This is a genomic window from Kingella pumchi (genome assembly GCF_022288825.1).
Classification (GTDB): domain Bacteria; phylum Pseudomonadota; class Gammaproteobacteria; order Burkholderiales; family Neisseriaceae; genus Kingella_D; species Kingella_D pumchi.
Genome location: NZ_JAKOOW010000035.1, coordinates 25,112 through 37,316 on the forward strand (window position 1 = coordinate 25,112; position 12,205 = coordinate 37,316).

A 12,205-nucleotide genomic window follows, 5' to 3' on the forward strand; every position below is an offset into this window, starting at 1 on the left:
CTGAATGGCAGGCAGCCTGAAAAAATTCTTACTTGGGGGGAGCGCTGTGATCCGGCATCATCGGGTTGCAGCGCTTTTTTTGTTTGCGCTCTGGGTGCCGACATGCGGCTGGCGAAGCGGTGCTTGGGTGAGAAATATCCGAATGGAAGGGAAAGCACAGCAGATTTGTTGGCGCCTTGTGAGCATTTTAATCACCAGCGGATATTCTCACACCCAAGGAACCGCCATTCCGCAATATCGTCCATACAGGGCAAAGCAGCCTGAAAACAAAAAAAACCGGATTCGCAATGAATCCGGTTTTTTGAAAACGTCCGATTAACGTTTGGAGAACTGTTTGGCACGGCGTGCTTTGCGCAGACCGGGCTTTTTACGTTCCACTTCACGGGCATCGCGGGTAACGAAGCCGGCTTGGGACAGCGCAGGTTTCAACGCGGCATCGTAATCGATCAGCGCACGGGTAATGCCGTGGCGGATGGCGCCGGACTGGCCGGTTTCGCCGCCGCCGATAACGTTCACTTTGATATCGAACGCTTCAACGTTTTCGGTCAGAACCAAAGGTTGGCGAACCACCATGCGGCTGGTTTCACGGGAGAAAAATTCGTCTACCGGACGGCCATTAACGATAATCTGACCGCTGCCTTTTTGCAGGAACACGCGGGCAACTGAACTTTTGCGTCGGCCGGTGCCGTAGTAGTATTTTCCGTTCATATTGTCGTGTCCTTAAATTTCCAAAACTTTGGGTTGTTGGGCGGCATGCTGGTGCTCGGCACCGGCATAGACTTTCAGTTTTTTGATCATTGCGTAACCCAGCGGGCCTTTGGGCAGCATGCCTTTTACGGCTTTTTCCAAAGCGCGACCGGGAAACTGGTTTTGCATTTCGCGGAAAGTGCGCTCGTAGATGCCGCCGGGGAAGCCGGTGTGGCGGTAGTAAACTTTGTCGGTTTCCTTGTTGCCGGTTACGCGCATTTTTTCGGCGTTTACGACGATGATGTAGTCGCCGGTATCAACGTGGGGAGTGTATTCGGGTTTGTGTTTGCCGCGCAGACGGCTGGCAATTTCGGCAGCCAGGCGGCCGAGCACTTTGTCAGTAGCGTCAACGACAAACCATTCGCGTTGCACTTCGTGCGGTTTCGCTGAAAAGGTTTTCATGGGGATTAGTCCAAATCTATTTATAGAAACCGCGGATTGTAGGTGTTTGCAGGCGTCCTGTCAATGCGCCCGGGCAGCCTGAAAGCGTTTTTCGGCACTGTGCAGACACAAAAAACCGGCCGTCCTCAAATACGGATAGCCGGTTGTGGGGAACCCCGCGAATGCCGCTCGGGCTGAGTCCGCTTGAACCTTGTCAACAAGGTGGCTGCCTCGGGTAACTTCGGGTACATTCCGATAGGAACGCGCGCACCTGCTACGACTCCCGGCAACCTAAGCAAACTTTATTGGTTCAAAGGAATATATGCCTTTGCAAACACCGCAGGGAAACTGGTTTCAGGCTGCTTTGCTTTCGGAAAGCGCCTGATCGCAAAAGTCTTCAAGGGTTTTTATTCTACGCTCGAACTCGCGTTCTGACAATTGCTGCTGGCGTCCGTTTTCATCGGCACGTTTGAGCAGGTCGTGGGTCAGGTTGAGTGCGGCCATGATCACGATTTTCTCGGTTTCCATATTGCGGCCGCTGCTTTGGATGGCGTGGATTTTCTGGTTCAGCAGTTCGACAGCTTCCAAGAGCGTGCCGCGTTCGCTTTCCGGGGTGCCGATGGTGAACTGGCGGTTCAGGATATCGACGCTGATTTGTTCGATGCTCATGCGGTTTCCTCACTGGCGGGATCGTTTTCAGGCTGCGGCAGACGCGACAGCAGGCGGCGGATTTCCTGCGCGCTTTGCAGCAGCAGGCTGCGGTATTGCTGGTTTTGGCTGTTCAGTTTGAGAATCTGCTCTTGGAACTGGCTTTTTTCGTTCAGCCACGATTCTTTCAAATCGGCGATTTCTTCAAGCTGTGCCTGCTTCAGACTTTCCAAACTGTTTTCGTGCTGCTTGCCCAGCAGTGCATATTCTTCACTGAAACGCTTGGCTTCTTCGGCCATGCGGCGGTCAAACTCCTGCTGGCGCTCGGAAAGCTGGCGGGCAAAGTGGCTTTCTTTTTCGTTCAGGCTGCTTTGGCCGCTTTGAATTTCCTGCTTGAGCGCTTCGATTTCGCTGTTGCTTTGCGACAAATCGCTGCGGGCAATTTTCAGCAGATCCTGCTGCTCGGCCAGCTGCTGCTCGAGTTTGGCGCTTTTGTCCTGCTCCGACAGCAGCTCTTGGCGCACGTTTTGCGCTTCCCGCCCTTGGGCGTTGCTCTCTTCGCGGTACTGCTCCAGCAGCCGCTCTTTGCCTTCCAGCTCGGTTTCGGCTTCGGTCAGCCGCTCTTTCCACTCGCGTTCTTTGTTTTGCACGGTGGTTTGCAGAAAGGCGATTTGGTCGCGCAGATTCAGGCGTTCTTTTTCCAGCAGTTGGATCTGCTGCTCCTGATACTGGATTTTGCTGCTGAGTTCTTCCTGGCTTTTTTCGGCGTGCACCAACAGGCTGACGCGGGCGCTTTCGGCTTCTTTGCTGCGCTCGGCTTCTTCCAGCAAGCGGCTCTGGCGGACGTATTCTTCACGCGAAAGCGCCAGCTCTTCATTCAAACGGCGGTTTTCGCCGTTCAGATGCCGCAGCCGTTGTACCAGTTCGTGCAGTTTGTCTTCTAGTTTTGTCAGGGACGGATTCATATCGTTCTCGCCGCAGGTTGGGGGAAAAGGGTTTTCAGGCTGCCTGAAAAGGGAAATACGGTTTTATTCGCTTGTTGGTTCGCGCTGCATCAGGCGGCTGACGGCATCGCTTACCGACAATTCGTTGCGCACCAGCTGGTAGAGCATGGCGGTAATCGGCATTTCGATCTGATGGCGGTAGGCGGCGTTGTGGACTTCTTCGATGGTCGGCACACCCTCGGCAACGTGGCCGATCTCCTTGAGCACCTGGTGCAGGCTTTTGCCTTCGGCCAGGCCGAGACCGACTTTGCGGTTGCGCGAAAGTGCGCCGGTGCAGGTCAGAATCAAGTCGCCCATGCCGGCCAGCCCCATCATGGTTTTTTGCTGCGCGCCCATGGCAACGGCCAGGCGGGTGATTTCCGCCAGCCCGCGGGTAACCAGCGCGGCACGGGCGTTCAGGCCGCAGTCCAAACCGTCGCACAGGCCGGTGGCGATGGCCATCACGTTTTTCACCGCGCCGCCCACCGCCACGCCGATTACGTCGTCGTTGGCATACAGGCGCATCACATTGGTGTTCAGTTCGGCGGCCAGCGTTTTGACCCACTCGAAGTTTTCCGAAGCCAGACACACGGCGCAGGGCAATTGTTTGGCCAATTCCTGCGCGAAACTGGGGCCGGAAAGCACGCCGATTTTGTCGTTATCGGGCAACACTTCTTTGACGACTTCAAAGGTCAGCCGACCGCTGTCCAATTCAAAACCCTTGCAGGCGGTGAGTATCGGCAGGCGGCCGCCGCCGTGCTGCTTGAGCAGCTCGATGCTGCCGCGCAGGCCGACGACGGGGGTAACCGCCAGCACCAGTTCGCTACCCTCCAGCGCTTCGCCGATATCGGCGTGCACGCTCAGGTTTTCAGGCAGCCTGAAACCGGGCAGATAGCGCTGGTTTTCGCGGATTTTCTGCATGGCGCGGGCGTGTTCGGCATTGTGCGACCACATGGCGACACGGTGGCCGTGCAAGGCAAAATGGATGGCCAATGCGCTGCCCCATGCGCCGGTGCCCAATACGGTTATGTTCATGCTGTTCTCGCGGGATGCGGATTATGGAAATAACGGCGGCGGATTTTAGCACAACTGCCCGTTTTCAGGCTGCCTGCAGGCGGTGGGCGGCGTCGATGGCGAAATAAGTCAGAATGCCGTCCGCCCCTGCGCGTTTAAAGGCGAGCAGGCTTTCCAGAACCACTTTGTCGGCGTCCAGCCAGCCGTTTTGCACGGCAGCCTGAATCATCGCGTATTCGCCGGAGACCTGATAGGCGTAGGTCGGCACGCCGAAGGTGTCTTTCACGCGCCGCACCACGTCCAGATACGGCAGGCCGGGTTTGACCATCACCATGTCCGCGCCTTCCTGAATGTCGAGCGCCACTTCGTGCAGCGCCTCGTCGCTGTTGGCCGGATCCATCTGGTAGCTTTCCTTGCCCGACTTGCCCAGGTTGCCGCTGCTGCCCACCGCGTCGCGGAACGGCCCGTAAAAGGCCGATGCGTATTTGGCCGAATAGGCCATGATGCGGGTGTGGATGTGGCCGGCTTCTTCCAGCGCTTCGCGGATGGCGCCGATGCGCCCGTCCATCATGTCCGACGGCGCCACCACTTGCGCGCCGGCTTCGGCGTGGCTTAGAGCCTGTTTGATCAGCACTTCCACCGTTTCGTCGTTCAGCACATAGCCGCTATCGTCGGTCAGGCCGTCCTGGCCGCTCAGGGTGTAGGGATCGAGTGCCACGTCGGTCATCACACCCAATTCGGGCAACTCGCGGCGCAGCGCGCGCACCGCCGTCTGCACCAGACCGTCGGGATTGTAGGCTTCGGCCGCGTCGGCGGTTTTGTTTTGGGTAACCACCGGAAACAGCGCCAGCATCGGGATGCCCAGTTTCAGCGCTTCTTCGGCGGTTTTCAGCAGTTTGTCCAGACTCTGCCGCTTCACGCCCGGCATCGACGGCACTTCCTGCTCGCGCCCTTCGCCTTCCAGCACAAACACCGGATAAATCAGATCGGCGGCCGTCAGCACGTTTTCGCGCATCAGACGGCGGGAAAAATCGTCGCGGCGCATACGGCGCAGGCGGCTGGCGGGCACTTGGCGAAAAGGGAACTCCATAACACTCTCCTCAAATGGCGGTTAAAGCGGCAAACCCGCCCCAGGCAGCCTGAAACGGGAATTTTCATATAGAATAACACATCGACTGCCGCTGCCGGCAGCCTTATTTTGTCCGACGCAATCACAAGGAAACCCCATGTCTTTCGCCTTTTTCTTCCCCGGCCAGGGCTCGCAGAGCCTGAACATGATGGCTGGATTCGACAACGTCCCCGCCGTCAGAGCCGCATTCGACGAAGCCTCCGCCGCCCTCTGCCAAGACCTGTGGGCGATGATGAACGGCAGCGACGCCGAACTCATCGGCCAAACCGTCAACACCCAGCCTCTGATGCTGGCCGCCGGCATCGCCACCTGGCGCGCCTACCTTGAAGCCGGCGGCAAAGCGCCCGCCGCCGTGGCCGGACACAGCCTGGGCGAATACAGCGCGCTGGTGGTCGCAGGCAGCCTGAAATTTGCCGACGCCGTCAAACTGGTGCGCCTGCGCGCCGAGCTGATGCAGTCCGCCGTGCCGCAGGGCGAAGGCGCGATGGCCGCCGTGCTGGGTTTGGACGACGACACCGTGCGCCGCATCTGCGCCGAATCCGCACAGGGCGGCGTGGTCGAAGCCGTAAACTTCAACTCGCCCGGCCAGGTGGTGATTGCCGGCGAAACCGCCGCCGTCGGCCGCGCGATGGAAGCGGCCAAAGCCGCCGGCGCCAAACGCGCCCTGCCGCTGCCGGTGTCCGTGCCCTCGCATTGCAGCCTGATGAAACCGGCCGCCGACAAACTCGCCCAAGCCCTGCAGTCGGTCGAAGTGCGGCAGCCTGAAATCCACGTGATCAACAATGTGGACGTTGCCGCCTACACCGATCCCGCGCAAATCAAAGACGCGCTTGTGCGCCAGCTCTACCGCCCCGTGCGCTGGACGGAAACTGTGGAAACGCTGGTGCGCGAAGGCATCACCGAATCGGCCGAATGCGGCCCGGGCAAGGTGCTGGCCGGCTTGGCCAAACGCATCGACAAAGCCGCCGTCTGCACCGCGCTGGTTTCCGAAGACGCAGTGAAAGCGTTTATTGAAGCGCATTAAGTCCGAAACGCAAAAGCAGCCTGAAAACCGGTTTTTCGGTTTTCAGGCTGCTTTTTTGCTGGGCGGGCATTGGGCTTGTGTTGCCCTGTTACCGCTATCCGCGCCGGCGCTTGGCTGCGTGAAGCAGCGCAAACGGCAACCTATCCTGCCGTCAATAGTTTTCAGGCTGCCTGAAACCCAAGGCAGCCTGAAAAACAAAACAAAACAGTTCAACACCCTACCCTGCGGCAATGGACGATGCTGTGGCCGACTCCGATGCCGTCGTCGATTTTCTCGATGGTCAGACCGGCGTTTTCGGCGCAGCGCAGCATGTCTGCGGAGTGGTAGATTTTGCTGTTGCCGTTGGCCATCGCGGTGAAATAAACGCTGGTTTGGGTCAGGGTGTAGGCGGCGGTTTCGTACTGCTGGCGGTCCCAAAAGGGTTCCATGATGTAGAGCGTGCCTTCGGGCGTGAGCGCTTCGCGGGCGCGGCGGAGGATGGCGGTAACTTCGTCTTCGGAGAAGCAGTCGAGAAACTGGCTCATCCACACCGCGTCAAAGCCCTGCGGGAAAACGGTGTTGTCGTCGAGCAGATTGGCGGGATGGCCGTGGATGCGTTCGGCGCCGGGCTTGCCGGCCACGGCTTCGCGCATCAGGGCGAGCTGCTGCGGCAGATCCATAATGGTGATTTCGACTTCGGGATGGTGCGCCACGCAGCGCAGCGCCCAGCGGCCGGTGTTGCCGCCCACGTCGAGCAGGCGTTTGATCGGGCGGGAAAACACCACTTTCAGCGCTTCGTCGAAAGCGTTGTCGGAATAATAGTGGTCAAAGGCCAGCCAGCTGCGGCGGGCTTCGGGTTCGAGTTGCGAGAGGCCTTCGTAGATGGTCGGCCATTCGCCCAGCGCTTTCAGACCGGCGGAGCGGCCTTCGAGCAGGGCGGCTTCCAAGTCGAACATGCCCTGATAGCAAATCTCGTGGACGAAATCCATATTCACCCGTGCCATTTTGTCGCGCAGCAGGAAATAACCGGCTTTGCTGATGTAAAAGCGGCCGTCGCGCAAAAGCACGGTGCCGATGGAAAGCGAGGCTTCGAGCAGCACTTGGGCGGCGTAGCGGGTGAGTCCGGCGGCTTGGGCGGTTTCGTTAAGCGTCATGCCGTTTTCGCTGTTGTTCAGGTGCTCGAGTATGCCGAATTTCACCATCAGCCGCGATACTTGGAACACTATAGGGCCGAAGGCGATTTCCTGCGCCAGCCTTTGGGCGGCGCCGGCAGAAAGCTGCTCGCGGGCATAGCGTTTTTCCAGATGGGCGGATATTTTCATGGGGTCTCCTGATTGCGGCAGGCCGGCGAAAGCAGCCTGGAAACGGGTGGTAAACGGGAAAAGGCAGCCTGAAAGGCCGGCGGACGAGTAAAACGGGGCGGCTAGTAGCAGCCCAAAGTCTGCGCCACCGCATCGAAACTGCGATCAAGCGCCTGGCAGGCGGCGGCATCGGTGTGGTCGTAAGCGGCATCGGCGCGGGCTTCGCGGTTCATTTCCAGCAGCGCTTCGGCATCGGCGCCCTGTGCGGCAAAACATTTTTCCACGCGGCGGTAATGCGCTTCGCAGGCCGGCGGCAGCGGCGGTTCGGCGCCGTCGGAAGCAGCCTGAACGCCAGACGCGCTTTCAGGCTGCCCTTCGGCGGGCGGCGCGAAACCGGCATCGACATCGGCTTCGGCGTGTTTGTCCAAAGTCAGGATGTCTTCGTGCTGCGCGCTGTTGAGAATCTCGTCGGCGGCGGTGGACGATGCAGCGGAAGCTGCCGCTGCCGAAGCAGCGTTCTGCTTGGCGGCTTTTTCCTTGCCGCCGCAGGCGGCCAGCAGCAGAGTGCAGAGCACGAGCGGCGCAAACGTTTTCATCTTTCAGGCTGCCTTGCGGGTTTAAAACAGCGCGCGCACAGCGGCTTCAATGTCGTCGGCGCGCATAAAGCTCTCGCCGATTAGGAAAGTCTCAACGCCGTGGCCGCGCATAAAGTCCACATCTTCCTTGCTGCGGATGCCGCTTTCGGTTACGACAATATGGCCGGAAAGCGCCGGCAGCAGGCGCAGCGTCTGCTCGAGGCTCACTTCAAAAGTGCGCAGGTTGCGGTTGTTCACCCCGCGCAGCGGCGTGTTCAGCCGACGGCATTTTTCCAGCTCGGCTTCTTCGTGCAATTCCAGCAGCACCGCCATGCCCGCTTCGTGCGCGGCGTCTTCCAAACGGCGCAGGGTGTCTTCGTCCAGCGCCGCGGCAATCAGCAGCACCGCGTCCGCCCCCCAGGCACGCGCCTGGTAAATCTGGTACTCGTCGATCATAAAATCCTTGCGCAGCACCGGCAGCGACACCGCGGCGCGCGCATCGCGCAGATAGTCGGGCGAACCCTGGAAATAAGGCTCGTCGGTCAGCACCGACAAACAGGCCGCGCCGGCGGCTTCATAATCGCGGGCATGGTCGGCGGGGCGGAAGTCCGGCCGGATCAGCCCTTTAGACGGGCTGGCCTTTTTGATTTCGGCAATGACGGCAGGCAGCTTGGCGGCGTGTTTGGCACGGATAGCGGCGACAAAATCGCGCGGCGCATCGGCATCGGCGGCGCGGGCTTTGATTTCGTTCAAAGGCAGCGCGGCGCGGGCGGCGGCCACTTCCTGGGCTTTGGTGGCAAGGATTTTCTGCAGAATGTCGGACATAAAAACACCCAAAACGGCAACGCGGCTTTCAGGCTGCCTGAAAACCGCAAACGGAAACGGGAAGCAAAACGGGCGGCATTGTACCAAGCCGCGGCGTGCGGCGGCAGGGGGCGCGCTTAAAATCGCCGGCGGCAGCGCATCCGGCGCAACATTCCGGCGCGGCCGGCGCGGAATTTTCAGGCTGCTTTCGGTGACGGCTGACGGCATCGGCAGACGGCCGGTTGGGACTTAAGCAAAATTTCAGGCTGCCGCGCCCATCACCGCCAATCCGCCAATATCCCGCAGGCAATTCCCAAACAAAAGCAGCCTGAAAACTTTTCAGGCTGCTTTTTTACCGTCAAACAGCGTTTTACTGGATGCTGTAGCCGCGCAGGTATTCGATGCGCTCTTTGGTCATGCGGGTGTCGCACTGCATGCCCAGATACTGGCTTTCGGCGGTACTACCGCCTTTGGCGGCGGCTTTGGCGCAGTTGCGGTTTTTCTTGCTTTCCCATTCGCGCTGTTCGTCCACCAGGCTCTGCTGCACGGCGGGGTCGATGTTTTTCCATGCCGATTTGAGCGACTGGCCGGCGGATGCGTGGGCGCGGCGGGCTTGGTCGATTTCGCCCTGGCTGATGCGGCTTTCCGGCTCTTCGGGGCTGAGCGCTTCGGCTTCTTTGGCGGACGGGGTTTCGGCTTTGGCCGGCGGTGGGGCGGGTTTGTCTTCCGGTTTTTCCGCGGCCTGCTCTTGTTTTTTCTCCAGCACGTCGGCAATCGGATCCGGATTTTCCAGCGGTTTTACCGGCTTGGCTTCGGGTTCGGACGCGGTTTCGGGCTCGGCGTTGGCCAGACGGCGCAGCGCGTCTTCGCGTTTGACCGTTTTGCCGTCGATTTTGAGCAGGTCTTTCACGCCGGCGGGCAACAGCACGGTGGCAAGCAGGTGGGCGCCGTCGTTCAGGCTGCTGTCGTTATAGGTAAACGCGGCCTGCTGGCTGCCGTCCACCGACACGCTGTAGCGGATGGGGAAAGACAGCGCCAAGCCCTGGAAGCTGGCGGTGCCGCCTTGGATGCGGCGGTTGATGATGGCGGCGGGGTCGTCGCTTTGCAGCAGCGGCGCGTTGGTTTGCGCCAAGCGGAAAGTGGCTTCGGGAATAGCGATGCTCACTTGGGCGGTACAGCCGGTGGCGCTGGTGTCGGGGCGGGGGTCGTTTACCGTCACCACCAGGCCGGAAACGGCGGCATCGAGTTTTTCGCCGGAAACAAATTCACGCGCGTCGTTGCGCACGAAGTTTTCGCCTTCGCCTTTGATGGTTTTGATCAGGCCGGACTGCACGTCTTCGGCCAGCGCGGGATGGGTGCAGTTGAGCTTGGCGGTTTCGTCAACGGGGGCTTTTTCCGAGCAGCCGGCGGCAAACAGCGCGGCGGCCAAAGCAAGCAGGGTGTATTTTTTCATGGTTGCAATTCCTGAAGTGATCCGGCGGGCATCATAACAAAAAGCGACGCCCTTTGATAAGCGCGGCATCGCTTGGGCGGCGGTTTTCAGGCAGCCTGAAAAACGTTTTTTGCCGTTTCAGGCTGCTTTTTGCGCACCCGAATCAGGCGAATTCGGCATAAACGGGGGCGTGGTCGCTGGGGCGCTCTTGGGCGCGGGCGTCCTGATCCACCGCCACTTGGCGCAGTTTTTCTTTCAGCGCCGCGCTCACGAGAATATGGTCGATGCGCAGCCCCTGGTTGCGCTGGAACATCGCGCCGCGGTAGTCCCACCAGGTGTAATGGGCGCCTTCGGGGTGGATGTGGCGCAGGCCGTCGCTTAATCCCAATTCGAGCAGCGCGGCGAACCATTGGCGCTCTTCGCTGCTGCACAGAATTTTTTCGCGCCATTTTTCCGGCGCGTACACGTCTTGGTCGGCAGGGGCGATGTTGAAGTCGCCCAGCAGCACCAATTCGGGATAGCGCGCCAGCTCTGCGCGCACAAACTCGGTGAGCGCGGCAAACCAGCGGCGTTTGTAGGCGAATTTTTCGCTGTCGAGCGCTTCGCCGTTGACGCAGTAAACGTTGATCACGCGCACGCCGGCGGCGGTGGCGGCAATCACGCGCCGCTGCGGGTCGTCGGGCAGCGCTGGCAGGCCGACGGCAACATCTTCGAGCGGATGGCGGCTGATCAGGGCAACGCCGTTATAGGTTTTCTGGCCGCTCCATTCGGTGTGCCAGCCGCTCATGCGGAACACGGCGGCGGGGTATTTGTCCTGGTCGAGCTTAAGCTCCTGCAGGGCGAGAATGTCGGGCTGGTGCGCGGCCAGCCAGTCGCTGACCTGCGGCAGGCGCACATTGAGGGAATTGACGTTCCAAGTGGCGATTTTCATGTTTTTCGACTCTTGTTGCGGACGATGCGCGCGGCGCTTTTCGCTTTCAGGCTGCCTGAAGGCGTTTGGGCGGCGGGCGGCGGATAAAGGGCGTCGAGCACGCGGCGGGCGGGTTCGGAAGTCAGCCGGTAGAGCAGCACGCTGTGGTAGCGGACAAAATCCACCATGCCGAAGCGGCGCATCCGGCTCAGATGTTTAGATACCGTGCCGACGCTCAGACCGGTGAGCGCGGTCATTTCGTCGAGACTGCGCTCGCTCTCGCGCAGCAGGCGCGAAAGCTGCAGGCGCTCGGGATGGGAGAGGATTTTCAGCAGACCGGCGGCGTGTTCGCTGTCGTCCTGCGGTGCGGCGGCCGGCGGAAACGGCCGGGATTCGGCGGCGGGTGCGTTCATGCTTGTGCTCCGTTGTAAACGTTTATGGTTATAAATTCGCCTGCGCCCAATGTGCTGCAGGCAGCCTGAAACGTCCAAACGGAGTTTTCAGGCTGCCTGCGGCAAAGGGGGAAAGCAAGTTTAGCGGGCGGCAGTGGCAGCCTGCTGGTTGGGGGTAATCAGGATTTCGACGCGGCGGTTTTGCGCACGGCCTTCGTCGGTGTTGTTGCTGGCGATCGGCTGGCGCGAGCCTTGGCCGGATACGCTCATGCGGTTGGCGGCAACGCCCTGGCGGTTCAGGTAGTCGGCAACCGACTGGGCGCGGTTGCGCGAGAGCGGGTTGTTGATGGCGTCGTTGCCGGTGCTGTCGGTGTGGCCGATGATGGAAATGTTGGTATCGACATAAGTGGCCAGCGTTTTGGCGGCTTCAGACAGCGAAGACTGGGCGCGCGGCGACAGCGCGTAGCTGCCGGTGGCGAAGGTTACGTTTTCGGGCATGGTCAGCTTGATCTGGTTGCCCTTGCGTTCCACTTCCACGCCGGTGTTGGCCAGCTGCTCGCGCAGTTTTTTCTCTTGGTAGTCCATATAACCGCCGACGCCGGCACCGATGGCACCGCAGGCTAGCGCGGAGTTGCGCGCGCCTTTGCTGCCGTGGCTGATGGCGCCGATGATGCCGCAGGTTACCGCGCCGCCCAGGCCGTACATGGCGGTTTTGCTCATGTGCTGCTGGCCGGTACTCGGATCGGTAATGCAGCCGCTCAGGCCGAGTGCGGCGATGGTAGCGGCGACGGTCATGCTTTTGAATACACGCATTTGGATTTCCTTTACTGAAACGGTTGTTCAAAGGCAGCCCGACAAGGCAGCCTGAAAGCGCGGAATATAGCCC

Annotated in this window: 15 protein-coding genes and 1 other RNA gene; 2 read left to right on the top strand and 14 right to left on the bottom strand. The window is 60.3% G+C overall.

Annotated features, from left to right (window positions below):
* The first annotated feature begins 4 nt into the window (after window positions 1–4).
* Window positions 5–319: a hypothetical protein gene (locus MB824_RS09680; RefSeq protein WP_238748304.1), complete on the top strand. Its 315-nt coding sequence runs from the start codon at window positions 5–7 to the stop codon at window positions 317–319.
* On the opposite strand, the gene rpsI is transcribed toward MB824_RS09680, so the two are convergent.
* The 7 genes from rpsI to hemB all read right to left on the bottom strand — a co-directional run bounded on the left by rpsI (window position 316) and on the right by hemB (window position 4,863).
* A complete protein-coding gene (rpsI, locus tag MB824_RS09685; RefSeq protein WP_238748305.1) occupies window positions 316–708 on the bottom strand; it encodes a 30S ribosomal protein S9 in 393 nt (130 codons plus the stop codon). The two genes, MB824_RS09680 and rpsI, sit on opposite strands and share 4 nt — an antisense overlap.
* 12 nt (window positions 709–720) lie before the next feature.
* Window positions 721–1,149 (bottom strand): 50S ribosomal protein L13, encoded by a 429-nt coding sequence (rplM, locus tag MB824_RS09690; protein ID WP_238748307.1) that lies wholly within the window; start codon window positions 1,147–1,149, stop codon window positions 721–723.
* A gap of 148 nt (window positions 1,150–1,297) precedes the next feature.
* A non-coding RNA gene (ssrS, locus tag MB824_RS09695) (6S RNA) lies at window positions 1,298–1,477 on the bottom strand.
* A 5-nt stretch (window positions 1,478–1,482) separates the two neighbouring features.
* Window positions 1,483–1,797: a cell division protein ZapA gene (locus MB824_RS09700; RefSeq protein ID WP_238748309.1), complete on the bottom strand. Its 315-nt coding sequence runs from the start codon at window positions 1,795–1,797 to the stop codon at window positions 1,483–1,485.
* On the bottom strand, window positions 1,794–2,741 hold the full coding sequence (locus tag MB824_RS09705) for a coiled-coil domain-containing protein (RefSeq protein ID WP_238748311.1): 948 nt from the start codon (window positions 2,739–2,741) through the stop codon (window positions 1,794–1,796). The genes MB824_RS09700 and MB824_RS09705 overlap by 4 nt, the downstream gene beginning before the upstream one ends.
* A 63-nt stretch (window positions 2,742–2,804) precedes the next feature.
* Window positions 2,805–3,794, bottom strand: coding sequence for an NAD(P)H-dependent glycerol-3-phosphate dehydrogenase (locus MB824_RS09710; protein WP_238748312.1), 990 nt, complete (start codon window positions 3,792–3,794; stop codon window positions 2,805–2,807).
* 64 nt (window positions 3,795–3,858) lie between these two features.
* Window positions 3,859–4,863 carry a porphobilinogen synthase gene (gene hemB / locus MB824_RS09715; protein ID WP_238748313.1) on the bottom strand — a complete coding sequence of 335 codons (1,005 nt, stop codon included), beginning with the start codon at window positions 4,861–4,863 and terminating at the stop codon, window positions 3,859–3,861.
* 136 nt (window positions 4,864–4,999) lie between these two features.
* Between hemB and fabD the strand changes: the two genes are divergently transcribed.
* Complete coding sequence (gene fabD, locus MB824_RS09720) at window positions 5,000–5,926, top strand: ACP S-malonyltransferase (RefSeq protein ID WP_238748314.1); 927 nt, start codon at window positions 5,000–5,002, stop codon at window positions 5,924–5,926.
* 209 nt (window positions 5,927–6,135) lie between these two features.
* On the opposite strand, the gene MB824_RS09725 is transcribed toward fabD, so the two are convergent.
* From MB824_RS09725 to MB824_RS09755, 7 genes are all read right to left on the bottom strand, one after another.
* Window positions 6,136–7,227, bottom strand: coding sequence for a class I SAM-dependent methyltransferase (locus tag MB824_RS09725; protein ID WP_238748315.1), 1,092 nt, complete (start codon window positions 7,225–7,227; stop codon window positions 6,136–6,138).
* Window positions 7,228–7,328: 101 nt separating this feature from the next.
* Complete coding sequence (locus MB824_RS09730; protein ID WP_238748316.1) at window positions 7,329–7,802, bottom strand: hypothetical protein; 474 nt, start codon at window positions 7,800–7,802, stop codon at window positions 7,329–7,331.
* 21 nt (window positions 7,803–7,823) lie between these two features.
* Window positions 7,824–8,606, bottom strand: coding sequence for an indole-3-glycerol phosphate synthase TrpC (gene trpC / locus MB824_RS09735; protein ID WP_238748362.1), 783 nt, complete (start codon window positions 8,604–8,606; stop codon window positions 7,824–7,826).
* 349 nt (window positions 8,607–8,955) lie between these two features.
* Entirely contained in the window at window positions 8,956–10,038 is a 1,083-nt protein-coding gene (locus MB824_RS09740; protein WP_238748317.1) for a lysozyme inhibitor LprI family protein, read from the bottom strand.
* A 142-nt stretch (window positions 10,039–10,180) separates the two neighbouring features.
* Entirely contained in the window at window positions 10,181–10,948 is a 768-nt protein-coding gene (gene xth, locus MB824_RS09745) for an exodeoxyribonuclease III (RefSeq protein ID WP_238748319.1), read from the bottom strand.
* Window positions 10,945–11,340, bottom strand: a complete 396-nt coding sequence (locus MB824_RS09750) for an ArsR/SmtB family transcription factor (protein WP_238748322.1) — start codon at window positions 11,338–11,340, stop codon at window positions 10,945–10,947. The genes xth and MB824_RS09750 overlap by 4 nt, the downstream gene beginning before the upstream one ends.
* Window positions 11,341–11,460: 120 nt before the next feature.
* A complete protein-coding gene (locus MB824_RS09755; RefSeq protein ID WP_238748323.1) occupies window positions 11,461–12,132 on the bottom strand; it encodes an OmpA family protein in 672 nt (223 codons plus the stop codon).
* Between the last annotated feature and the right edge of the window lie 73 nt (window positions 12,133–12,205).